Below are 24532 nucleotides of genomic sequence, written 5' to 3'. Positions count from 1 at the left end.
AAAACGCTTGCTGCACGGCGCTCTCGTCCGCTAAACTGCATTTCCCGACCCGCTGGTCGGCGATTCGAAGCGGACGCTAAATTCGGGCATATCGGCAGGTGGTTCTTCACGCAAAACACGATTTACGGGGCGCAAATCAATGAAGTTGGTTTTACGCGGCAAGACGGTCGCAATGGCCGTCGCGGCTATGTCGATCAGTTTCTCGGCGGTTTTCAGCAATCAGGTTTTGGCGGACGTGAAAATCGGCGTGACGGTCTCGGCGACCGGTCCGGCGGCTTCGCTCGGCATTCCGGAAAAGAACACGGTCGCGCTTTTGCCGAAAGAAGTCGCGGGGCAGAAGGTGGAATACATCGTCCTCGACGACGCCACCGATTCCACCCAGGCGGTGAAGAACGCGCGCAAGTTGACGAGCGAAGATCACGTCGATGCGCTCGTCGGTTCCACGGTCGTGCCCAATTCGCTCGCCATGACCGACATCGCCGCTGAAACGCACACGCCGATGATTTCGATGGCCGCGGCCGCGAGCATCGTCGAGCCGATGGATGCGAAAAAGGCCTGGGTGTTCAAGACGCCGCAGAACGACATCCTGATGGCGACCGCGATCGCGCAGCACATGTCGAATCACGGCGTGAAGACGGTGGCGTTCATCGGCTTTTCCGATGCCTACGGCGAAAGCTGGTTCAAGGAATTCTCGAAGGCGGCCGATCTGGCGAAGCTGAAGGTCGTCGCGAACGAGCGCTTCGCGCGTAACGACGCGTCGGTGACGGGGCAAGTGCTCAAGATGATGTCGCAGAACGCGGACGCGGTCTTGATCGCGGGCGCGGGCACGCCGGCCGCGCTGCCGCAGAAGACGCTCAAGGAGCGCGGCTACAAGGGCAAGATCTATCAGACGCACGGCGTCGCCAATAACGATTTCCTGCGCGTGTGCGGCAAGGACTGCGAAGGCACGTTCCTGCCGGCGGGTCCGCTGCTCGTCGCGGAGCAACTGCCGGACAGCAATCCCGTCAAGCAGGCCGCGCTCACATACAAGAAGGCCTATGAAGGCGCGTATGGCGCGGGTTCGGTGTCGACGTTCGGCGGCCATGCGTGGGACGCGGGCCTTATTCTGCAGCGCGCGATTCCTGTCGCGCTGAAGAAGGGCCAGCCCGGCACGCCGGCGTTCCGCGAAGCGTTGCGCGCGGCCATCGAAGAGACGAAGAATCTGCCGGCGTCGCACGGCATCTTCAACATGAGCCCCAACGATCACTCCGGACTGGACCAGCGCGCACGCGTGATGGTGGAGATCGTCGGCGGCAAATGGAAGCTCTCGGGCAACTGACGAGAATCGCATATGGACTGATTCGGAGACAAAGGCGCGTTAGCTACACAACGCGCCTTTTTTCTGCGCTGGGCAGTGAAAAGCCGCGGCGAAAGAAGAGGGCGCAAAGCCTCGCATGCAGCGGCGCAACGGTCAGGGAAAACTCGCCTTGGCACGCAGTAACGCGGTAAATAGATTGGGGCGGCTCTTTGGTTAGCCTCGAAAGTCGCATCGATAACAACTCGCAGCAAGCACCGCCAGTGTGCGCGTTTGGAGACGAACAATGAAAACGAAGAAGGCATGGATCAAGACGGGCATTGCGCTCGCCATCGCGGGCAGCGTGCTCGCAGGCGCGGGCGCGGCGTTCGCCCAGGTGAAGATCGGCGTGACGCTCTCGGCGACGGGGCCGGCAGCATCGCTCGGGATTCCCGAGAAGAATACGGTCGCATTGTTGCCGAAGGAGATCGGCGGAAAGTCGGTCGAATGGATCGTGCTCGATGACGGCTCCGACACGAGCCGCGCCGTGCAGAACACGCGCAAGCTGATCGATGAAGATCACGTCGATGCGATCGTCGGTTCCACGGTGACGCCGAACTCGCTCGCGATGATCGATCCGGCCGCCGCCGGCAAGACGCCGATGATCTCGATGGCCGCGTCGGCCGCGATCATCTCGCCGATGGACGCCAAAAAGGCGTGGGTCTTCAAGACGCCGCAGAACGACGCCCTGATGGCCGATGCGATCGCGAGCTACATGGAGAAGCACGGCGTGAAGACGGTGGGCTTCATCGGCTTCGCGGATGCCTACGGCGACGGCTGGTACAACGTGTTCAACACGGCGGCGGCGGCGCACAAGCTGAAGATCGTCACGAACGAACGCTTCAACCGCACCGACACCTCCGTGACCGGCCAGGTGCTGAAGACGATGGGCGCGAACCCCGACGCGGTGCTGATCGCGGGCGCGGGCACGCCGTCCGCGCTGCCGGCGAAGGCGCTGAAGGAGCGCGGCTACAAGGGCAAGGTCTATCAGACGCACGGCGTCGCCAACAACGACTTCCTGCGCGTGTGCGGCAAGGATTGCGAGGGCGAGATCCTGCCCGCGGGTCCGGTGCTCGTGACCGAGCAGTTGCCGGACAGCAATCCGGTGAAGAAGTCGTCGGCGGCCTACAAGGACGCGTACGAGAAGGCGTACGGCGCGGGCTCGCTGTCGACCTTCGGCGGTCACGCGTGGGACGCGGGCCAGATGCTTCAGCGCGCGATTCCCGAGGCGCTGAAGAAGGGTCAGCCGGGCACGCCGGAATTCCGCGAAGGGCTGCGCGCGGCGCTGGAAAACCTGAAGGACCTGCCGGTGTCGCACGGCATCATGAACACGACGCCGACCGATCACAACGGCTTCGACAATCGCGCGCGGGTCATGGTGCAGATCGTCGACGGCAAGTGGAAGTTGCTGAACGACTGAGTCGACAGAACGCGCTTCATCGCGCGTTCGCGTGCCTTATTTTCAAGATGAACGGGCGGCGCACCGGCAACGGCGCGCCGCTTTGAACATGTTCCGGCTGCGGTTCTTTAACCGCCTGTTTCGGAAGAAGCTCCGAAGAGGAAGTATGGACTTATCGATTGCGGCGATCCTCGCGCAGGACGGGATCACCACGGGTGCGATCTACGCGTTGCTCGCGCTCGCTCTGGTGCTCGTTTTCTCCGTGACACGCGTCATTTTCATTCCGCAGGGGGAGTTCGTCGCGTACGGCGCGCTCACACTGGCCGCGCTGCAGACGCAGAAGCTGCCCGCGACCTGTTATTTGCTCATCGCGATGGGCATCGGCTGCTTCGTCGCCGAAGTAGGCGGTATCGTCAGGCATCCGGCGCGATATCACCGGATAGGCCGTTTGCTCGCCGTACTCGCGGGCAAGTATGTGCTGTTTCCCGTAGCGGTCTGGGGCATCACGCAAGCCGCCTTTGCGCAGCCTTTGCCGATGATCGCGCAGATCGCGCTGACGCTCCTGATCGTCGTGCCGATGGGACCGTTCGTCTACCGGCTCGCGTATGAGCCGATCGCGGAAGCGAGCACGCTGTTGCTGCTGATCGTCGCAGTGGCGGTGCACTTCGCGATGGTCGGCCTCGGCCTCGTTATGTTCGGCGCGGAAGGCTCGCGCACGACCGCGTTCTCCGACGCCACGTTCAATCTCGGCAGCGTGTCGGTCTCCGGGCAGAGCCTGTGGGTCGTCGGGACGGCCGTCGTGCTGATCGTCGCGCTGTACTTCTATTTCGACCGCTCGATTTCCGGCAAGGCGCTGCGAGCGACCTCGGTGAACCGGCTCGGCGCGCGTCTCGTGGGCATCGGCACGACGCAGGCGGGGCGACTCGCGTTCACGCTCGCGGCGGGCCTCGGCGCGCTCTGCGGCGTGCTCGTCGCGCCGATTACCACGATCTACTACGACTCGGGCTTCCTGATCGGTCTGAAGGGCTTCGTGGGCGCCATCGTGGGCGGTCTGGTGAGCTACCCGCTGGCGGCGGCGGGTTCGCTGCTCGTGGGGCTGCTCGAATCGTATTCGTCGTTCTGGGCGAGCGCGTACAAGGAGGTGATCGTCTTCACTTTGATTATTCCGGTCCTGCTGTGGCGAAGCCTGGCGAGCCCGCATTCGGACGAGGACGAGGAGTAAGCCGATGAAATTCCTGCATCGATATCGATTTTTCTGGGTGTTCCTGCTCGTCGTCTTCGCGCTGCCGATCCTGCCAGGGCCGGTCGCCGTGCCCGAGTACTGGATCACGCTGCTGAACTACATCGGGCTGTATTCGATCGTCGCGATCGGACTGGTGCTGCTGACGGGCATCGGCGGGATGACGAGCTTCGGACAGGCCGCGTTCGTCGGCGTGGGCGCGTATGCGACGGCCTTCCTGACGACGCGCTATGGCGTGTCGCCGTGGCTGGCGCTGATCGCGGGCGTCGTGCTGACGGCGTTCATCGCGCTGCTGCTCGGGCTCATCACGATGCGTCTCTCCGGGCATTTTCTGCCGCTCGGGACGATTGCGTGGGGGCTGTCGCTGTTCTATCTGTTCGGCAACATGGAGTTGCTCGGCAAGTATGACGGCATCAACGGCATTCCCGTGCTCAACCTGTTCGGCTGGCAACTGGAGTCCGGCCGCAGCATCTACTACCTGATCTGGGTCGTCGTGCTGCTCGCGGTGATCTCTGTTCAGAATCTGCTTAATAGCCGGCCCGGTCGCGCGATTCGCGCGCTGCGCGGCGGCGGCACGATGGCCGAAGCGATGGGCGTCAACACCGCGTGGATGCGCGTGGTCATTTTCATCTACGCGGCGGTTCTGGCGGCCGTTTCGGGCTTTCTGTACGCGCATTTGCAGCGCGCCGTGAACCCGACGCCGTTCGGCCTGAATCACGGCATCGAATTCCTGTTCATGGCGGTGGTCGGTGGCGTCTCGCATGTCTGGGGTGCGATTCTCGGTGCGACGATCCTCACCGTTCTGCAGGACTATCTTCAGACGCTACTACCCAAACTGCTCGGTGCGAACGGCAATTTTGAGATCATCGTCTTCGGCGTTGTGATGGTGTTGTTGCTGCAGTACGCAAGACAGGGCGTTTGGCCGTTCGTCGCGCGGCTGTTTCCGCGCGGGCCGCGCGCTCACGTACCCGATCACGGCGATTCATTGCCGCAGCGCAGCAAACCGGTGACGGGGGAGCGCTTGCTCGTCGTCGAGAAGGCGCGCAAGCAGTTCGGCGGACTCGTCGCGGTCAACGACGTGAGTTTCGAGGTGAAGGCGGGCGAGATCATCGGATTGATCGGACCGAACGGCGCTGGCAAGTCGACGACCTTCAATCTCGTCACAGGCGTGCTTCAGGCGACCAGCGGCGCGATCAGCTTCCATGGCGAGCGGATCGAGAAACTCACTTCACGTGAAATCGTCAAGCGTGGCATCGGACGGACGTTCCAGCACGTCAAGATGCTGCCGGGGATGACCGTGCTGGAGAACGTCGCAATCGGCGCGCACTTACGTGGCAAAACGGGCGTGTGGCGCAGCGTCGTGCGTCTGAACGCGGCGGAAGAGGCGCGGTTGATGGCAGAGGCCGCGAAGCAGATCGCACGCGTCGGGCTGGAGAAACATATTTACAGTGAAGCCGGCAGTCTCGCGCTAGGTCAGCAGCGGATTCTCGAAATCGCGCGGGCGCTGTGCTGCGACCCGACGCTGTTGCTGCTCGACGAACCGGCTGCGGGTTTGCGTTATCAGGAAAAGCAGCAACTCGCCGAGTTGCTGCGAAAACTGCGCGCCGAAGGCATGAGCATTCTTCTTGTCGAACACGACATGGACTTCGTGATGAATCTCACGGATCGACTCGTAGTGATGGAGTTCGGGACGAAGATCGCGGAAGGTTTGCCGAAGGACGTGCAGAAGGATCCGGCGGTGCTCGAAGCGTATCTGGGCGGGGTGGAGTGATGGCGAAGGAATCGAATGCAGTGGAAAACGCAATTCTGCAGGTGGATGGCTTGTCCGTGCGCTATGGCAAGGTAGAAGCGCTGCACGATGGGAAGCTCACGGTCGGCGCGGGGCAGATCGTTTCCGTGATCGGGCCGAATGGCGCTGGCAAGTCGACGTTGCTCAACGCAATCATGGGCGCGTTGCCGCAAACGGGTCATTCGAAGGGCAGCGTGCGATATCTCGGCGAAGAGGTGTCGGTGCTGCCGATCGAGCGTCGCGTTTCTCGTGGGATGTGCCTCGTACCCGAAAAACGCGAATTGTTCGCGACTATGGCGGTGGAAGACAATCTCGTGCTAGGGGCGTATCGGCGCAAGCGGGCGGGGGAGCGAAACTACCTCGACCAACTCGAGCACGTCTTCGAACTGTTTCCTCGTCTGAAGGAGCGGCGCAAACAGGCAGCAGGAACGCTGTCGGGCGGGGAGCGGCAGATGCTCGCCGTTGGGCGCGCCTTGATGGGAAAACCGCAGTTGCTCATGCTGGATGAGCCGAGCCTTGGCCTCGCACCGTTGATTGTGAAGGAGATCTTTCACATCATTAGCGCACTGCGTCAGACTGGCGTGGCAACGCTGTTAATCGAGCAGAACGCACGGGCCGCGTTGCAAATCTCTGATTATGGCTATGTGCTTGAGACGGGTGAATTCGCTCTCGAAGGAAAAGCCGACGTTCTCCAGCATGATCCGCAAGTCATCGAGACGTATCTTGGTCTGACGAAAAAGGTGGCTTAAACGCGACACGTGCAGTGCCCGTCGATGGCGTGTTTCACGTGAAACACGCCATTTTTTTCGTCCATGGACGGTCGATCGAATTCGAGGCAGGAAGGAAACCGTTATAATTCAAAGCTATTCCCTCTTCAGGTTCGTGTCGTTCGTACACGAGATCTCCAATGCTTTATCCCACAGAATTTGATGTGATCGTCGTTGGCGGCGGTCACGCAGGCACTGAGGCGGCACTCGCCTCCGCGCGCATGGGCTGCAAGACGCTACTTTTGACCCATAACATCGAGACGCTGGGCCAGATGAGCTGCAATCCGTCGATCGGCGGGATTGGCAAAGGCCATCTCGTCAAGGAAGTCGACGCGCTCGGCGGCGCCATGGCCGCGGCGACGGACGAGTCGGGTATCCAGTTTCGCATTCTCAACTCTTCGAAGGGGCCGGCGGTGCGGGCGACGCGCGCGCAGGCGGATCGTCTCCTCTACAAGCAGGCGATCCGTCATCGGCTCGAAAATCAGCCGAATTTGTGGCTTTTTCAGCAAGCCGTCGACGATTTGATGGTCGAAGGTGATCGCGTGGTCGGCGCAGTGACGCAAGTTGGTCTGCGTTTTCGTTCCCGTGCGGTGGTGCTGACAGCGGGCACGTTCCTCGATGGAAAGATTCACGTCGGGTTGAATAATTACGTCGGTGGTCGTGCGGGCGATCCGGCAGCGGTTTCACTGTCGGCGCGTTTGAAGGAGCTGAAGCTTCCGCAAGGCCGGCTCAAGACCGGCACGCCGCCTCGTATCGACGGGCGCACGATCGATTTCTCGAAGCTGGAAGAGCAACCCGGCGATCTCGATCCGATTCCAGTGTTTTCGTTCCTCGGACGAGTGGAGCAGCATCCGCAGCAGGTGCCGTGCTGGGTCACGCATACGAACGCGCAGACGCACGACATCATCCGCTCCGGGTTGGACCGCTCGCCCATGTATGCGGGCGTCATCGAGGGCGTTGGACCGCGCTACTGCCCGTCGATCGAGGACAAGATTCATCGTTTTGCTTCGAAAGACGCGCACCAGATCTTCCTGGAGCCGGAAGGGCTGACGACGAACGAGTTCTATCCGAATGGCATTTCGACCAGCCTGCCGTTCGATGTCCAGCTCAATCTCGTCCGGTCGATGCGCGGTCTGGAGCACGCGCACATCCTGCGGCCGGGTTACGCGATCGAATACGATTATTTCGATCCGCGCGCGCTGAAGGCATCGTTGGAAACGAAAGCAATCGGCGGTTTGTTCTTCGCCGGACAGATCAATGGTACGACAGGCTACGAAGAAGCTGCAGCGCAGGGCTTGCTCGCGGGCATCAATGCGGGGCTGCAAGTGCAAGAGAAAGAGGCGTGGTCGCCGCGTCGCGATCAGGCTTATCTGGGCGTTCTCGTGGACGATCTCGTCACGCGTGGCGTCTCTGAGCCGTATCGGATGTTCACGAGCCGTGCAGAATATCGTCTCTCGCTGCGCGAAGACAACGCGGATATGCGCCTGACCGAGGTCGGACGCGAGTTGGGTGTAATCGACGACGTCCGTTGGGACGCATTCAGCCGCAAACGCGACGCTGTTTCACGTGAAACACAACGCCTCCGCTCGACGTGGGTCAATCCGAAGACTCTGCCGGCGGACGAGGCTACGGCTCTGTTGGGCAAGCCAATCGATCACGAATACAGCTTGGCAGATCTTCTGCGTCGTCCTGGCGTTTCCTATGACGGCGTTTGCGCGCTGCGCGACGGCACATGTGGTCCCGAAGCGACGCTCGCCGAAGACCCGGTACTCGCGGCGCAGATCAAGGAACAGATCGAAATCGGCGTGAAGTATCAGGGTTATATCGATCGGCAGGCCGACGAGATCGTCCGCAACGGCGCGCAGGAGAATACGCGCTTGCCCGAGAGTCTCGACTATAACGAGGTCCGTGGCTTGTCCTTCGAGGCGCGCCAGAAGTTGCTGCAACACCGCCCAGAGACGATCGGGCAAGCATCGCGCATCTCAGGCATCACTCCCGCCGCGATATCGCTCCTGATGGTTCATCTGAAGCGCGGCGCGGGTCGTCGTGGCCGCAATTCGGCCGGCGACGATGCCGCATCCGCTAACCCGACGGCGGTTCAATGACCGAACGCAATCCAATCTTGGCGACGACGCTCGAGAAGGGCGTCGCCGAGCTCGGCCTTGCGCTGTCGTCGTCGCAAAAACAGTCGCTGCTCGATTATGTCGCGCTGCTCGGCAAGTGGAACGCCGTTTATAACCTGACAGCGATCCGCGATCCGCAGCAGATGATGATCCAGCACATCCTGGACTCGCTTGCCATCGTGCCGGCTGTATCGGCGCGTAAACCTGCAGCAGCGTTGGACGTTGGTTCGGGCGGCGGCTTACCCGGCGTCGTGCTGGCGATCGCACTGCCGGAACTGCGTGTCACGTTGAACGATATCGTTCACAAGAAAACTGCATTTCAGTCGCAAGTGAAGGTGCAGTTAGGTCTGAGCAATCTGTCGGTTGTGACGGGGCGCGTCGAAAGTTTACGTCCGGGCGTCGAAGTGCAAGAAAAATTTGACGTAATCGTGTCGCGCGCATTCGCAGAGCTCTCCGATTTCGTTACACTTTCGCGTCATCTGGTTGCCGATGATGGACGGATTCTGGCAATGAAGGGCGTGAGGCCCGATGCCGAAGCCACGCGTCTCCCGGCAGGGGCCAAGGTGCTCGGTATCGAGCGCCTGATCGTTCCGATGCTCGATGCGGAGCGGCATCTGGTCGAGATTGCCGTCGATCCAGAATAACGGTCCGCCGTGCGGTTTCCATTCGGCATTCCAGCCACGCTGATCTTCTGACAGCGAAGAAACGAGGACACTAAACGATGGCAAAAATCTTCTGCGTCGCAAATCAGAAGGGCGGCGTTGGAAAGACCACGACAGCGGTCAATCTCGCGGCAAGCCTCGCAGGGCTCGATCAGCGCGTGCTGCTGATCGACCTCGATCCGCAGGGCAACGCCACGATGGGCAGCGGCATCGACAAGGCGGCCTGCGAGAACACCGTCTACGAAGTGCTGGTCGATGGCATCACGCTTCGGGAGGCGCGCGTGCGGCCACCCGCCGTCAATTACGACGTGCTGCCGGCCAATCGCGAACTGGCAGGCGCCGAAGTCGAACTCGTGGATATGGAAAATCGCGAACGCATTCTGCGCGCCGCGATTGCCGAAGTAGTCGATGACTATGATTTTGTGCTGATCGATTGCCCTCCGGCGCTTTCCTTGCTGACGCTCAACGCGCTCTGCGCCGCACACGGCGTCGTGATTCCGATGCAGTGCGAATACTTCGCGCTGGAAGGGCTGTCCGATCTCGTCAATACCATCAAGCAGGTCCACGCGAATCTGAATCGCGATCTCAAGGTCATCGGCCTTCTGCGCGTGATGTTCGATCCCCGAATTACGTTGCAGCAGCAAGTGTCGGATCAATTGAAGGAACACTTTGGCAGCAAGTTGTTCGACGTTGTGATCCCGCGAAATGTGCGCCTCGCCGAAGCGCCGAGCTACGGGCTGCCGGGCGTCGTGTTCGACAAGTCGTCGCGCGGCGCGCAGGCGTATATCCAGTTCGGCACGGAAATGATCGAGCGCGTACGCGCGCTCGACGTCGTCAACTAAGAAACCCATTCGATGCGGCAGAGAACGCCGACGGAGGAACCGAAATGAGCGCTGTGATGAAGAAGAAGGGGTTGGGCCGTGGCCTGGATGCATTGCTCGGCGGCAGCGTCGACATCACGGAAGCCGTGCGCGGCGAAGGCACGCCCACGGTGCTGCCGCTCGACAAGCTGCAGGCCGGCAAATATCAGCCGCGTACACGCATGGACGAAGGCGCGCTCCAGGAGCTCGCCGCGAGCATACGTGCACAAGGCCTGATGCAGCCCATTCTCGTGCGCTCGGTCGGTGACGATCACTACGAAATCATCGCGGGCGAGCGACGTTTCCGCGCCGCGCGCATGGCCGGTCTTGACGAAGTTCCGGTTCTGGTAAAAAACGTGCCAGATCAGGCTGCTGCGGCGATGGCGCTGATCGAGAACATCCAGCGTGAGGACCTGAACCCGCTGGAAGAGGCGCAGGGCATCCAGCGTCTGCTCGATGAATTCCGCTTCACGCATGAACAGGCCGCCGAGTCGGTCGGACGCTCGCGCAGTGCGGTGTCGAATCTGCTGCGCCTGCTGAACCTTGCAACGCCCGTGCAGACGATGCTGCTCGCCGGCGACCTCGACATGGGCCACGCGCGCGCGCTGCTCGCGGTCGACGCCGCTACGCAGATCCAGCTTGCCAATCACGTCGTGAACCGTCGCCTGTCGGTGCGTGAAACCGAACGTCTCGTCGCAGCAACAACAAAAGAGGCGCCTGCGACAAAAGCGCGCGCCGCGAACGATGGCGGACGTGATACGCGTCGGCTGGAAGAAGAGCTGTCGGATCTGCTGTCCGCGAACGTGAAGATCAAGCTCGGCGGAAGAGGGCGCGGCAAGGTCACGATCGACTTCGGCAATCTCGACTCGCTCGAAGGCATTCTGACGAAGCTGCGCGGCAGCATCGAGACGACCACGCCCGCAGCCTGAATTCGCGCCACTTGTCCGAATTCAACGCAGATCGCCCGCGGTCCGATCTCTTCACGCGTATTTGGCGAGCCGTCTCCAAAGAGCCGGTTCTGTCGATTCTCGTCGTCGCGCTGATCGCGCTGCAGATCGCGCATCCGCGGCCGATGATGTCGCTGCCCGGCCTCGTCGACTGGCAGACGGTGCTCACGCTCGCCGGTCTCCTGATCCTGACCAAAGCGATCGAATTGTCAGGATTCCTGATGTGGGCCGCGCATCGGCTCGTGCATCACATTCACGGTGAGCGAACTCTTGCGCTCTTGCTCGTCGCGCTCGCAGCGGGCCTGTCGACCGTGCTGACCAACGACGTCGCGCTCTTCGCAGTCGTGCCGCTCGCGTTGTCGCTGCACAAGCTCGCGCCGCTGCCGATCAAGCGGCTCGTCATCGTGATCGCGCTGGCAGTCAATGCGGGATCGGTCCTCACGCCGCTCGGCAACCCGCAGAACCTCTTTCTATGGCAGACGAGCGGCGTCGGCTTCCCGGCGTTTGTGTGGGCGCTGTTGCCGCTGTGCGCCGCGCTGATGGCGCTGCTCGGCGTCGTCACGTTCGCGATGTTCCGTGCCGAACCGCTCGATCTATCGGGCGATGTCGAAGAACATCGCGTCGATCGCGTGCTGTGCGGCGTCAGCGTGCTTGCGTTCTCCGCGTTTGTCGCCCTCGCCGATGCGCATCACGCCGGCCCCGCGCTCGCCGTGCTCGCGATCGTCTTTCTGCTGTGGCGTCGCGAAGTCGTGTTCCGGATCGACTGGCTGCTGTTGCTCATCTTCGTGTTGATGTTCATCGTGCTGCGCAGCGCGGCCGCGTTGCCGTCGATTCACGCGGCGATCGCGCATCTCGGCATCGGCACGCCGGTGCGCGCGTACGCGGCCGGCGCCGTGCTTTCACAAGCGATCAGCAACGTGCCCGCGGCCATCGTTCTCGCGGAGTTCTCCAAGGATTGGCGCGCGCTCGCTTTCGGCGTGAGCGTCGGCGGTTTCGGCGTGGCGATCGGTTCGCTGGCCAATCTGATCGCGGTCAGACTGTCGGGCGAAAAGGGCATGTGGATGCCGTTTCACATCGTGTCGATACCGTTCTGGATCGTGGCGATGTGCATCGGTTGGGCGCTCGTTTGATGCTGATCGGAAGCTCTTCCATCGACTGATAATCTCCTTGCAATTGCAAGGAAAGTCTCACTTTTGAGACCGTTTTTTAAGGTTTGTCCGCTTGGCTTTTGACACACCTAAACTATTGAATCCCCGACAACAATCGCTTACAATCGCCCGGATTTATCAGCTAGGCCACCTCGAAAGCGCTGCGAAAGCGCAAGGTGATTTCCCGGACTTTTGGTTGAAGGTTTGAAGACGGTGCGAGAGGAAAATCGAGCGCCGGACGCTCACGCAACCGGCGAGGCGAACGCCTCCGGAAATCAGCCGCGCAGTTCGTCGAACGACTCGTGGGATGCCGAAGCGCAAGAAAACAATATCGTTCCGCTCACGCGGGATCAGGCAGAGAAGCTGTTTGGCCCCGAGGTGAGTCGTCCATCGCGTGTCACGCCTTTTAGAGTCGTGGCGGCGCAAATGGTTTTGTCCCTGGGTGCGACGCTGTTGTGGTGGCTGTTCTACAAGCCGCCGGGCGATGCTGCGCTGTCCGCATTTCTGGGGGGAGCAATCTGCTGGGTGCCGAGCGCCTTGTTCGCCTCGCGCCTGAAAGCGAAAAGCGGCGCGGAGACGGTCATGAGCTGGATGATCGGCGAGGCGCTCAAGATGGGAGCGACGATCGCCATGTTCGTGGCGGTCGCGTACTGGTACAAGAGCGCGTTGTGGCTGCCCTTGCTCGTTACGTACATCGTCGCCCTGAAGACTTACTGGGTTGCAATGGCGCTTCGGTGACGATTCTTGACGTCCCAGGTAAGTGCCTGCAGCACGGGTAGCAAGTAGCATCAGTTATGTACAGGTGCGGATCATGTTCCGCACTCGGGCCTCTCGGGCTGGAGCCGCGACGCGATGCGGCGGCTCGGCACCGACAGGCGGCGAAAGATTTTTGACAATTTGGGTGGCTTTAACGATATGGCAGCTAGCGAAGGAACGCACGCTCTGGATCCGTCCGAGTACATTGCGCACCACTTGCAGAATCTTTCCACGCACACACAGGCGTCGATTTTCGATATCCACGTCTGGAATCTCGACACGCTGTTCTGGTCGATCGTGTGCGGTCTCGTGACCATTCTCATTCTCGGTCTTGCGGCGCGCAAGGCGACGTCCGGTGTTCCCGGCCGTTTCCAGTGCGCCATCGAGATGCTGGTCGAAATGGTCGAAGACCAGTCGAAGTCGATGATCCACGGCAGCCGCCGCTTCATCGCTCCGCTCGCACTGACCGTGTTCGTCTGGGTCGCGCTGATGAATTCGCTCGACTTCATCCCCGTTGATTTGCCGGGCCGCGTGATCGGCTGGCTGGGTCTCGAACACGTTCTGCCCCACCATCGCATCGTGCCGACGGCCGATCTGAACGGCACCATCGGCATCGCGCTCGGCGTGTTCGTGCTGATGATCTACTACAACTTCAAGATCAAGGGCGCAGGTGGCTTCGTGCATGAACTCCTGTCCGCTCCGTTCGGCGCGCATCCGCTGCTGTGGATTCCGAACCTCGCGCTGAACATCATCGAGTTCGTCGCCAAGACGGTTTCGCTCGGCATGCGGCTGTTCGGCAACATGTACGCCGGCGAACTGCTGTTCCTGCTGATCGCCCTTCTGGGCAGCATGTGGACGTTCGGTGCGGACGCTTCCGTGCTCGGTTTCATCGGCCATGTGGTCGCGGGCACGGTCTGGGCGATCTTCCACATTCTGATCGTGTTGTTGCAGGCGTTCATTTTCATGATGCTGACGCTGGTGTACATCGGCCAGGCGCATGATTCGCACTGACGCGTGACGGCACGTTCCGGAATCGTTCAGTTTCAGGTTTTCGTTTTTTATAAATCCAGTTCCAAAGTCTTTAAATCAAAGGAGTGATCATGCAAGCTTTCATCGCCAACATCCAGGGTCTGACCGCCATCGGTATCGGCATCATCATCGGCCTGGGTGCAATCGGCGCCTGTATCGGTATCGGTCTGATGGGCGGCAAGTACATCGAAGCATGTGCCCGCCAGCCGGAACTGATGAACCCGCTGCAGACCAAGATGTTCCTGCTGGCTGGTCTGATCGACGCGGCGTTCCTGATCGGCGTTGGTGTGGCAATGCTGTTTGCGTTCGCGAACCCGCTGCTCGCGAAGCTCGCAGGCTGAGGTTCCTCGGAACTGTGCGTCTGACTTTTAAAGACGCCTGAACGGAACGGATGAGGCGCTGATCGAGCTCAACAAGCCGATGAGCGCCTTTTAACCGTTTCACCTCCGATCAAGCAACGTTTAAGGAAACACCGTGAATCTCAACGCAACCCTGTTTGCGCAAATGGTCGTGTTTCTGATCCTCGCGTGGTTCACGATGAAGTTCGTGTGGCCGCCGTTGATCAACGCCCTCGACGAGCGCTCGAAAAAGATTGCCGACGGCCTCGCCGCCGCCGACAAGGGCAAAGCGGAACTCGAAGCCGCGCACAAGCGCGTCGACCAGGAACTCGCGCAAGCGCGCAACGACGGCCAGCAACGCATCGCCGACGCTGAAAAGCGCGCAGCCTCAGTCGCGGAAGAAATCAAGGCAAACGCCCAGGCCGAAGCCGCGCGCATCGTCGCGCAAGCCAAGGCGGACGCCGACCAGCAGGTCGTGAAGGCGCGCGAGACGCTGCGCGCTGAAGTCGCGGCACTGGCTGTCAAAGGCGCCGAGCAGATTCTGAAACGCGAAGTCGATCAGAAGGCTCACGCCGATCTGCTGAATCAACTCAAAGCCGAGCTCTGATCATGGCCGAACTTGCAACCATCGCTCGTCCTTACGCAGAAGCGCTGTTCCGCGTAGCCGAAAGCGGCGATCTCGCGGGCTGGTCCACCTTCGTCGAGGAGCTGGCACAGGTTGCGCGTCTGCCCGAAGTGGAATCGGTCGCTTCGAACCCGAAGGTGAACCGTCAGCAAATCGTCGACCTGCTGCTCGCCGCAGTGAAGTCGCCGCTCGCGCAGAGCCAGCCTCAGGCGAAGAATTTCGTCGGCATGCTGGTGGAGAACCATCGCCTGCCGCTGCTGCCGGAAATCGCCGTCCAGTTCGACGAGCTGAAGAACGCCCGTGAAGGTGCTGCCGATGCTCACATCGTGAGCGCGTTCCCCCTCGAAGGCGAACAGTTGAACGACCTCGTTGCAAGCCTCGAACGCAAGTTCCAGCGCAAGCTGAAACCGATCGTCGAAATCGATCAGTCGCTGATCGGCGGCGTTCGCGTGACGGTTGGCGACGAAGTGCTCGATACCTCGGTCCGCGCGCGCCTCGCCAGCATGCAGACGGCTCTGACCGCCTGACGCTTCCAAAGAAGCGCCTTAGCTGGCACGCAACAGAATTGACTATCAGGAGCGAATAATGCAACTCAATCCCTCTGAGATCAGCGAGCTGATCAAGAGCCGGATCCAGGGCCTTGAAGCGAGCGCGGACGTTCGCAACCAGGGCACCGTGATCTCCGTGACCGACGGTATCGTGCGTATCCACGGCCTGTCGGACGTGATGCAGGGCGAAATGCTCGAATTCCCGGGCAACACCTTCGGCCTCGCGCTGAACCTCGAACGTGACTCGGTCGGCGCCGTTATTCTCGGTCAGTACGAGCACATCTCGGAAGGCGACATCGTCAAGACGACGGGCCGCATTCTCGAAGTGCCGGTTGGTCCGGAACTCATCGGCCGCGTGGTCGATGCGCTCGGCAACCCGATCGACGGCAAGGGCCCGATCAACGCGAAGGCGACGGACGCCATCGAAAAGATCGCGCCGGGCGTGATCTGGCGTAAGTCGGTGTCGCAGCCGGTGCAAACGGGTCTGAAGTCGATCGACTCGATGGTGCCGATCGGCCGTGGCCAGCGCGAACTGATCATCGGCGACCGTCAGTGCGGCAAGACCGCGGTGGCCGTCGACGCGATCATCAACCAGAAGGGCAAAGACCTTTTCTGTATCTACGTCGCAATCGGCCAGAAGGCTTCGTCGATCATGAACGTGGTGCGCAAGCTCGAAGAAACCGGCGCGATGGCTTACACCATCGTCGTGGCGGCTTCGGCTTCGGAATCGGCCGCGATGCAATACCTCGCACCGTACGCCGGCTGCACGATGGGCGAATACTTCCGCGATCGCGGGCAAGACGCGCTGATCGTTTATGACGATTTGACCAAGCAAGCGTGGGCGTATCGCCAGATTTCGCTGCTGCTGCGCCGTCCGCCGGGCCGTGAAGCGTATCCGGGTGACGTGTTCTATCTGCACTCGCGTCTGCTCGAGCGTGCGGCTCGCGTCTCGGAAGATTACGTCGAGAAGTTCACCAACGGTGAAGTGAAGGGCAAGAGCGGCTCGCTGACGGCACTGCCCGTCATCGAAACGCAAGCCGGCGACGTGACCGCGTTCGTTCCGACGAACGTGATCTCGATTACCGACGGCCAGATCTTCCTGGAAACCGACCTGTTCAACGCCGGTATCCGTCCCGCGATCAACGCGGGCGTGTCGGTGTCGCGCGTCGGTGGTGCGGCTCAGACCAAGGTCGTGAAGAAGCTGTCGGGCGGTATCCGTACCGACCTCGCGCAGTATCGCGAGCTGGCTGCGTTCGCGCAGTTCGCATCGGATCTGGACGAAGCCACCCGCAAGCAGCTCGAACGCGGGCGCCGCGTGACGGAACTGCTGAAGCAGCCGCAGTATCAACCGCTGCAAGTGTGGGAACTGTCGGTTGCGCTGTTCGCAGCCAACAACGGCTACCTGGACGATCTCGAAGTCTCGCAAGTTCTGCCTTTCGAAAAGGGCCTGCGCGAATTCCTGAAGACCAGCCACGGCGATCTGATTAAGCGCATCGAAGACAATAAAGACTTGTCGAAGGACGACGAAGGCGCACTGCATGCCGCGCTGAAGGACTTCAAGAAGTCGGGCGCTTATTGATCGGGATATTGAGGCATCGCGCGGGGCATACGCTTCGCGCGGCTTCGATCAAGGAGTAAGCAATGGCTGGAATGAAGGAAATTCGCGGCAAGATCAAGAGCGTGCAGAACACGCGCAAGATCACCAAAGCGATGGAAATGGTCGCCGCATCGAAGATGCGTCGCGCCCAGGAACGCATGCGTTCCGCCCGTCCGTATGCCGACAAGGTCCGCGCAATCGCATCGCACATGAGCAAGGCGAACCCTGAGTATCGCCACCCGTTCATGGTCGAGAACAAGGGCGTGAAGACGGCCGGCCTGATCCTCGTCACGACCGACAAGGGTCTGTGCGGCGGCATGAACACGAACGTGCTGCGTGCGTCGCTGAGCAAGATCAGGGAACTCGACCAGAGCGGTGTGCAGATCGAAGCGTCCGCGATCGGCGGCAAAGGTCTCGGCTTCCTGAACCGGCTGAAGGCCAAGGTCGTGTCGCAAGTCGTGCAACTGGGCGACACGCCGCATCTGGAAAAGCTGATCGGCGCGATCAAGGTGCAGCTCGACTTGTACTCGGAAGGCAAGATCAACGCGGTGTACCTGGCGTACACGCGCTTCATCAACACGATGAAGCAGGAAGCGGTGATCGAGCAGCTGCTGCCGTTGTCGGCGGAAGACCTGCACAAGGAAGCGGACAAGCAAGAAGGCGAGACGCCGAAGACCTCGTGGGATTACATCTACGAGCCGGACGCGCAAACCGTGGTGGACGAGCTGCTCGTGCGCTACGTCGAAGCGCTCGTCTATCAGGCAGTCGCGGAAAACATGGCGTCGGAGCAATCGGCGCGGATGGTCGCGATGAAGGCCGCCTCGGACAATGCGAAGACCGTGATCAACGAACTGCAGCTCGTCTACAACAAGAGCCGCCAGGCCGCGATTACGAAAGAACTGTCGGAAATCGTCGGCGGCGCCGCAGCGGTCTGATTTTGCTGACCGCGTGAAAGAACATAGTATCTAAAGGAAATGCGATGAGTACTACTGCTTTGGTAGAAGGCAAGATCGTACAGTGCATCGGCGCCGTTATCGACGTGGAATTCCCGCGTGCGCAAATGCCGAAGATCTACGACGCGCTCATTCTGGAAGGCACCGAACTGACGCTCGAAGTCCAGCAGCAGCTGGGCGACGGCGTGGTGCGCACCATCTGTCTGGGTGCATCCGACGGTCTGCGCCGCGGCACGGTGGTCAAGAACACGGGCAAGCCCATCAGCGTGCCGGTCGGCAAGCCGACTCTGGGCCGCATCATGGACGTGCTCGGCCGTCCGATCGACGAAGCCGGTCCGATCAGCTCGGAAACGACGCGCTCGATTCACCAGCAAGCGCCGAAGTTCGACGAGCTGTCGCCGTCGACGGAACTGCTCGAAACCGGCATCAAGGTTATCGATCTGATCTGCCCGTTCGCAAAGGGCGGCAAGGTCGGTCTGTTCGGCGGTGCGGGCGTGGGCAAGACCGTGAACATGATGGAACTCATCAACAACATCGCGAAGGAACACGGCGGTTATTCCGTGTTCGCGGGTGTTGGCGAGCGTACCCGTGAAGGGAACGACTTCTATCACGAAATGAAGGACTCGAACGTTCTGGACAAAGTGGCGCTGGTGTACGGCCAGATGAACGAGCCGCCGGGCAACCGTCTGCGCGTCGCGCTGACCGGTCTGACGATGGCCGAGCACTTCCGTGACGAAGGCCTCGACGTTCTCTTCTTCGTCGACAACATCTACCGTTTCACGCTGGCGGGTACGGAAGTGTCCGCTCTGCTCGGCCGTATGCCTTCGGCAGTGGGCTATCAGCCGACGCTGGCTGAAGAAATGGGCAAGCTGCAAGAGCGCATCACGTCGACCAAGACCGGCTCGATCACGTCGGTTCAGGCCGTGTACGTTCCTGCCGATGACTTGACCGACCCGTCGCCGGCTACGACCTTCGGCCACTTGGACGCAACCGTCGTGTTGTCGCGTGACATCGCTTCGCTCGGTATCTATCCGGCAGTGGACCCGCTCGACTCGACCTCGCGTCAGATCGACCCGCATGTGATCGGTGAAGAACACTACTCGATCACGCGTGGCGTGCAGCAAACGCTGCAGCGCTACAAGGAACTGCGCGACATTATCGCGATTCTGGGCATGGACGAACTGTCGCCGGAAGACAAGCTGTCGGTCTCGCGCGCGCGCAAGATCCAGCGTTTCCTGTCGCAGCCGTTCCACGTCGCGGAAGTGTTCACGGGTTCGCCGGGCAAGTACGTGCCGCTGAAGGAAACCATCCGCGGCTTCAAGATGATCGTCGACGGTGAGTGCGATCATCTGCCGGAGCAGGCGTTCTACATGGTCGGCACGATCGACGAAGCCTTCGAAAAGGCCAAGAAGATCCAGTAAAGGTCGGGTGTGTCTCTGGGGCGTCGGTCTGACGGCTGGCGTCCGCGAACAACACTCACCAGGAGTCGACATAAATGGCAACCATCAAGGTAGACGTCGTCAGCGCGGAAGAGCAGATCTTCTCGGGCCAGGCGAAATTCGTCGCGCTGCCGGGCGAAGCGGGTGAACTGGGCATTCTGCCCGGCCACACGCCGCTCATCACGCGCATTCGTCCGGGCGCGGTGCGCATCGAGGCGGAAGACGGCTCGGAAGAGTTCGTGTTCGTTGCAGGCGGGATTCTCGAAATCCAGCCGGGCATCGTGACCGTGCTCGCCGATACCGCCATCCGCGGCGCCGATCTCGACGAAGCGAAGGCAGAGCAGGCGAAGAAGCGTGCCGAGGAAGCGATTCAGAACAACACCTCGGAGCTCGAGTACGCGACCGCGCAAGCGGAACTCGCCTATGCGACGGCTCAGCTCGCAGCAATCCAGCGTCTGCGCAAGGCGCACGCGAAGCACTGAGCGTGACGCGCCGCGCGGCGTTCAGCAGAACGAGAAAGCAGCCTTCGGGCTGCTTTTTTTATGCTCCAAATCGGCAAATCGCGCACGCAAAACTGCATAACGGTTATGTAGGTCACGTTCGATTCGTCGATAAGTCATTGATCCAGCGCGATTTTTGTTGCCGGTGGCAAATCGGCATTGCGGGGAAACACTCAATGCCCGTATGCGTCTTGCGATGCACAATGGCCTCCATTTAGCCTTCATCGGGCGGCGATTCACCTTGGCGGAGACCATCGATGGCAATTGAACCGACGCAAGCCGGCGCGCAGATCGAACCGCGCGACGGCATTTCCCACGTTCGCGGCGCGGCCGACATCCCGTTGACGAACGCAACCGTTTCGCGATTTCTTCTCGAAACAGTGGGCCGGTTTCCCGACCGCCCGGCGGTCGTGTTCCGCGAGCAGAACATCCGCTGGACCTGGCGCGAGTTCGCCAATGAAGTCGACGTGCTGGCGAGCGGGCTGCTCGCGCTCGGCATCCGGGCGGGCGACCGCGTCGGCATCTGGTCGCCGAACCGGGCCGAATGGCTGCTGACGCAATTCGCCACCGCGCGCATGGGCGCGGTGCTGGTGAACATCAATCCGGCGTACCGGCTTTCCGAACTCGAATACGCGCTGAACAAGGTCGGCTGCAAGGCGATCATCGCGGCCGAGCATTTCAAGTCGTCGAAATATCTGGAGATGCTTCAGGCGCTCGCACCCGAACTCGCCGGCGCCGCGCCGAACGCGCTAAACGCCGCGAAGCTGCCGGAACTGCGCGCCGTGATCCGCATGGGCGAAGGCAAGACGCCCGGCATGCTCAACTTCGACGATGTGATGCGCACGGGCCGCGAGCAGGCCGGTGCGGCGAAACTGGACGCGCTGGAAGCGCAGCTCGGTCCGGACGACGCGATCAACATCCAGTTCACGAGCGGCACGACCGGCAATCCGAAGGGCGCGACGCTGACGCATCGGAACATTGTCAACAACGCGCGCTACATCGCGATGGCGATGCGGCTCACGGAGCAGGATTCGCTTTGCATTCCCGTGCCGCTGTATCACTGTTTCGGCATGGTGCTGGCCGTGCTGGCGTGCGTCTCGACCGGCTGCGCGATGGTGTTTCCGGGCGAAGCGTTCGACCCGGGCGCGACGCTCGCCGCTGTCCATGAGGAGAAATGCACGGCGCTGCACGGCGTGCCGACGATGTTCATCGCCGAACTCGATCATCCCGACTTCTCGAAGTACGACCTGAGCCGCCTGCGCACCGGCATCATGGCGGGCTCGCCGTGCCCGATCGAGACGATGAAGCGCGTCGTTTCGACGATGCACCTGAGCGAGATCACGATCGCGTACGGGATGACGGAGACTAGTCCGGTGTCGTTTCAGAGCTCGACCACCGATCCGCTCGACAAGCGCACGACGACCGTTGGGCGCATTCAGCCGCATCTGGAGGTGAAGATCGTCGATCCGCTGGGCAACATCGTGCCGGTCGGCGAGACGGGCGAACTGTGCACGCGCGGCTACTCGGTGATGAAGGGCTACTGGAACGACGACGCGAAGACGCGCGAGGCGATCGTCGACGGCTGGATGCACACCGGCGACCTCGCGACGCTCGACGCTGAAGGTTACTGCAACATCGTCGGGCGGCTGAAGGACATGCTGATTCGCGGCGGCGAGAACATTTATCCGCGCGAGATCGAAGAATTCCTCTTCCGCCATCCGAAGGTGCAGTCGGTGCAGGTGTTCGGCGTGCCGGATCAGAAGTACGGGGAGGAAGTGTGCGCGTGGATCGTCGTGCGGCCGGGCGAACAGGCGAGCGAGGAAGAAATCCGCGAGTTTTGCCACGGGCAGATCGCGCACTACAAAATTCCGCGCTATATCCGCTTCGTCGACGAACTGCCGATGACCGTCACCGGCAAGGCGCAAAAGTTCGTGATGCGCGCCCGCATGATCGACGAGCTGAAGCTGGCCGAAGCGAAAACCGCGTAAGCAGCGCGCTACGCGGCGGCATGAAATGACAAAGGGAGCGCCGTGGCGCTCCCTTTGTCGTGGAACCAAACGCGCATGTCGTTGAACTCAGACACGGCAAACGTTTGTCCAGGCGAAAAAAAAGCGGGCCTGGAGCCCGCTAAAAACCACACGCTACGGGGTTAGCGCGAGGAGACCAAACGTGGGATGTTTCGAATGTTTCCACACTCGAAGAACGATCCCAACACGGATGCCCCCACCAAGAGAGCTTCGACCAAAGTCTGCCACCGGATCACGCGGCAATTTGCACAGCGCGCCCGAATACATCCGTGTTGAAACCGTTTCAACAGATTGTGGGCGAATTGATTCCGGGTCGCCGTAACAAAGTGTTTCAGGTTGTAACCCCCGTGGAATAAGGCTCACGGGAAATTTTCTCGCGCGATTCTTCTGATTCGCGCGGATATGTTGTCTGATATTCGGAGGATTTACGCGTTCGGTCCCCGTCGACCGATAAATGCCGCTTTAAGGACTAGTGCGATTATTCTAGCTTTCCGCGAAAATCGAACGCGTGGACGCATGAAATCGATGCGCAAAACCCTGACCGTACGATATTTCACTGACGAAAAGCTATGGAGACACGCATGACCATCGATGCAGCCTTGCTTCGCTACTACCGCGCGATTGCCGAAGCCTATCCTCCTTTGGGGGCGGATGCGGACGCGCAAACGGTTCGCAAGCGCTTCAGTGACATCGCCAAAGCATACGCGCGCGAGCGCGGCAGCGATGTGATTGCCGAGGACATCGAGATTCCGCTGGAAGGCCGCACGCTTGCCGCGCGCGTGTACAAGGCGAAAGCGGCGCGCGGCCCGCTGCCGCTCATCGTCTACTTTCACGGCGGCGGCTGGGTGATCGGCGATCTGGACACGCACGACGGTCTCGTCGAACAGCTCGCGCAGGATTCGCAGTGCGCTGTCGTGAGCGTCGATTACCGGCTCGCGCCCGAGTATCCGTTTCCCGCGCCGTGCGACGACGCACTCGACGCGTTGATCTGGCTCGCCGAGCATCGCTCGCGGCTCGGCTTCGCGACCGACCGGCTCGCCGTCGGCGGCGACAGCGCGGGCGCGCATCTGGCCGTCGTCGCGGCGCGCGGGGCGAACGAACGCGTGGCCGGCCTCGTCGGCTTGCAATTACTGCTCTATCCGGCGCTGCGGCGCCAGTTCGAGAGCCCTAGTTGCATCGCCAATGCGAACGGTCCGGGCCTCACCAACGACGAAATGAAGTGGTACTGGACGCAGTTTCTGTCGGGCGATGCCCCGCACGAGCACGATGTGCGCGCGTTTCCTCTGTCCGAACCGTACGAGCGCACGCCGGCGCCCGCGATCGTCGTCGCGGCGGGCTACGATCCGCTCTACGACGACGCCATCGAACTCAAGCGCTTTCTGGAAGCCAACCGCGGCCGCGTCGAGATGATCGACGCGCGCGACATGACGCACGGCTTCGCGCGCATCCATACGCAGTCGGACGCGGCGCTCGGCTGGCTGCGCCGGCTCGGCGAACGCGCGGGCGAACTCACGCGCGCGGCGCGCTGAGCGTTACTTCAGCCACTTGTCGTACACGCCCTGAAACTCGCCCGACGACCGGGCGAGATGCAGCCACTGATCGACATACTGCTGAAACGGCACGTCGCCGCGCGGTAGCAGATACGCCTTCTCGCCGAACTGGAACGGCTTGTCCGGATGCACCGAGCACAAGCCGGGATTGAGCTTTTGCTGAAGCAGGGTTTCGGATGCGTCCGTAACCATCACGTCGGCCTTGCCTTCGAGGATCTGCTTGAAGATGGTCACGTTGTCCGGATACTCGATCAACTGCGAGTGCGGAAAGAACTGCTTCGCGAACCGCTCGTTGGTGCCGCCCGGATTGACGATGGTCCGCACGTTCGGCTGATCGATCTGCGCGACGGTCTGATACTTGTCGACATCGTCGCAGCGCACGATGGGCGTTTTGCCGTCTTCCATGTATGGCGCGGTGAAGAACGCGCGCTTTTGCCGCTCGAGCGTGGTCGAGATGCCGCCCACGGCGATATCGCACTTGGCGACGAAATCGTTCATCAGGTTCGACCACGACGTTTTCACGTACTCCGCCTTCGCGCCCAGAGACTTCGCGAGACTGTCCGCGAGATCGACGTCGATGCCCTCGAACTGCCCGTCCGGACGCAGGAACGAATAAGGCTTGTAGTCGCCCGTCGTGCAGATGCGCAGCGTGTGGCGCGCGAGGATATCGTCGAGCCGCGAGGGCGCCACGGCGGCGGGCGCGGGTGCCGCAGGCTTCGCGCCGGCGACGGTGCCGGCCTGAATCGTTTGAGCCTGCGCGACGCCCGTGAGCGCGAGCGACATGACAAGGGCAGAAGCGGCGAGACTGACAGACGTGCGTTGCATCGATTCTCCTGGTTTTAGTTGTGCAGGCCCGTCGATCATAACGAGGCCTTTGGGTCTCGGACACTCGGCTGAACGGC

At 61.4% G+C, this 24532-nt stretch carries 22 protein-coding genes; 21 read left to right on the top strand and 1 reads right to left on the bottom strand.

What is annotated here, in order from left to right:
• Positions 1-139 precede the first annotated feature (139 nt).
• From AWB80_RS07840 to AWB80_RS07740, 21 genes are all read left to right on the top strand, one after another.
• Positions 140-1318, top strand: a complete 1179-nt coding sequence (locus tag AWB80_RS07840) for an ABC transporter substrate-binding protein (RefSeq protein WP_061174085.1) — start codon at positions 140-142, stop codon at positions 1316-1318.
• A 262-nt stretch (positions 1319-1580) separates the two neighbouring features.
• Positions 1581-2753, top strand: coding sequence for an ABC transporter substrate-binding protein (locus AWB80_RS07835; RefSeq protein WP_061174084.1), 1173 nt, complete (start codon positions 1581-1583; stop codon positions 2751-2753).
• A 145-nt stretch (positions 2754-2898) separates the two neighbouring features.
• A complete protein-coding gene (locus AWB80_RS07830) occupies positions 2899-3954 on the top strand; it encodes a branched-chain amino acid ABC transporter permease (protein ID WP_061174083.1) in 1056 nt (351 codons plus the stop codon).
• A 4-nt stretch (positions 3955-3958) separates the two neighbouring features.
• Positions 3959-5743, top strand: coding sequence for a branched-chain amino acid ABC transporter ATP-binding protein/permease (locus AWB80_RS07825; protein WP_061174082.1), 1785 nt, complete (start codon positions 3959-3961; stop codon positions 5741-5743).
• Positions 5743-6510: an ABC transporter ATP-binding protein gene (locus AWB80_RS07820; protein ID WP_061174081.1), complete on the top strand. Its 768-nt coding sequence runs from the start codon at positions 5743-5745 to the stop codon at positions 6508-6510. Before AWB80_RS07825 ends, AWB80_RS07820 begins: the two co-directional genes overlap by 1 nt.
• Positions 6511-6668: 158 nt before the next feature.
• Positions 6669-8633, top strand: coding sequence for a tRNA uridine-5-carboxymethylaminomethyl(34) synthesis enzyme MnmG (mnmG, locus tag AWB80_RS07815; protein WP_061174080.1), 1965 nt, complete (start codon positions 6669-6671; stop codon positions 8631-8633).
• Positions 8630-9295 (top strand): 16S rRNA (guanine(527)-N(7))-methyltransferase RsmG, encoded by a 666-nt coding sequence (gene rsmG, locus AWB80_RS07810; protein ID WP_061174079.1) that lies wholly within the window; start codon positions 8630-8632, stop codon positions 9293-9295. The genes mnmG and rsmG overlap by 4 nt, the downstream gene beginning before the upstream one ends.
• Before the next feature lie 77 nt (positions 9296-9372).
• Positions 9373-10155 carry a ParA family protein gene (locus tag AWB80_RS07805; RefSeq protein ID WP_061174078.1) on the top strand — a complete coding sequence of 261 codons (783 nt, stop codon included), beginning with the start codon at positions 9373-9375 and terminating at the stop codon, positions 10153-10155.
• A gap of 44 nt (positions 10156-10199) precedes the next feature.
• The gene (locus tag AWB80_RS07800; RefSeq protein WP_061174077.1) at positions 10200-11102 is read left to right on the top strand and encodes a ParB/RepB/Spo0J family partition protein; all 903 of its coding nucleotides are present in this window, start codon (positions 10200-10202) and stop codon (positions 11100-11102) included.
• 11 nt (positions 11103-11113) lie between these two features.
• Complete coding sequence (locus AWB80_RS07795) at positions 11114-12250, top strand: SLC13 family permease (protein WP_061174076.1); 1137 nt, start codon at positions 11114-11116, stop codon at positions 12248-12250.
• A gap of 222 nt (positions 12251-12472) precedes the next feature.
• A complete protein-coding gene (locus tag AWB80_RS07790) occupies positions 12473-13006 on the top strand; it encodes an ATP synthase subunit I (protein WP_061174075.1) in 534 nt (177 codons plus the stop codon).
• A gap of 177 nt (positions 13007-13183) precedes the next feature.
• Complete coding sequence (atpB, locus tag AWB80_RS07785; RefSeq protein WP_061174074.1) at positions 13184-14035, top strand: F0F1 ATP synthase subunit A; 852 nt, start codon at positions 13184-13186, stop codon at positions 14033-14035.
• An 89-nt stretch (positions 14036-14124) separates the two neighbouring features.
• Positions 14125-14394: a F0F1 ATP synthase subunit C gene (gene atpE / locus AWB80_RS07780; RefSeq protein ID WP_006050844.1), complete on the top strand. Its 270-nt coding sequence runs from the start codon at positions 14125-14127 to the stop codon at positions 14392-14394.
• Positions 14395-14527: 133 nt separating this feature from the next.
• Positions 14528-14998, top strand: a complete 471-nt coding sequence (locus AWB80_RS07775) for a F0F1 ATP synthase subunit B (protein ID WP_061174073.1) — start codon at positions 14528-14530, stop codon at positions 14996-14998.
• A gap of 2 nt (positions 14999-15000) precedes the next feature.
• The gene (locus tag AWB80_RS07770; protein WP_061174072.1) at positions 15001-15543 is read left to right on the top strand and encodes a F0F1 ATP synthase subunit delta; all 543 of its coding nucleotides are present in this window, start codon (positions 15001-15003) and stop codon (positions 15541-15543) included.
• A gap of 58 nt (positions 15544-15601) precedes the next feature.
• Positions 15602-17143 (top strand): F0F1 ATP synthase subunit alpha, encoded by a 1542-nt coding sequence (gene atpA, locus AWB80_RS07765; protein WP_061174071.1) that lies wholly within the window; start codon positions 15602-15604, stop codon positions 17141-17143.
• Positions 17144-17205: 62 nt separating this feature from the next.
• Positions 17206-18096, top strand: a complete 891-nt coding sequence (atpG, locus tag AWB80_RS07760; RefSeq protein WP_061174070.1) for a F0F1 ATP synthase subunit gamma — start codon at positions 17206-17208, stop codon at positions 18094-18096.
• A 44-nt stretch (positions 18097-18140) separates the two neighbouring features.
• The gene (atpD, locus tag AWB80_RS07755) at positions 18141-19535 is read left to right on the top strand and encodes a F0F1 ATP synthase subunit beta (protein ID WP_061174069.1); all 1395 of its coding nucleotides are present in this window, start codon (positions 18141-18143) and stop codon (positions 19533-19535) included.
• A 74-nt stretch (positions 19536-19609) separates the two neighbouring features.
• Positions 19610-20035, top strand: coding sequence for a F0F1 ATP synthase subunit epsilon (locus AWB80_RS07750; protein ID WP_029672474.1), 426 nt, complete (start codon positions 19610-19612; stop codon positions 20033-20035).
• 275 nt (positions 20036-20310) lie between these two features.
• Complete coding sequence (locus AWB80_RS07745; RefSeq protein ID WP_061174068.1) at positions 20311-22041, top strand: AMP-binding protein; 1731 nt, start codon at positions 20311-20313, stop codon at positions 22039-22041.
• A gap of 620 nt (positions 22042-22661) precedes the next feature.
• A complete protein-coding gene (locus AWB80_RS07740) occupies positions 22662-23609 on the top strand; it encodes an alpha/beta hydrolase (protein WP_061174312.1) in 948 nt (315 codons plus the stop codon).
• 3 nt (positions 23610-23612) lie between these two features.
• On the opposite strand, the gene AWB80_RS07735 is transcribed toward AWB80_RS07740, so the two are convergent.
• Positions 23613-24455 (bottom strand): transporter substrate-binding domain-containing protein, encoded by an 843-nt coding sequence (locus tag AWB80_RS07735; protein WP_096031969.1) that lies wholly within the window; start codon positions 24453-24455, stop codon positions 23613-23615.
• Between the last annotated feature and the right edge of the window lie 77 nt (positions 24456-24532).

It is taken from the genome of Caballeronia pedi, assembly GCF_001544915.2.
GTDB classification, from domain to species: Bacteria; Pseudomonadota; Gammaproteobacteria; order Burkholderiales; family Burkholderiaceae; genus Caballeronia; species Caballeronia pedi.
This window is presented reverse-complemented; position numbering and strand designations above follow the sequence as displayed.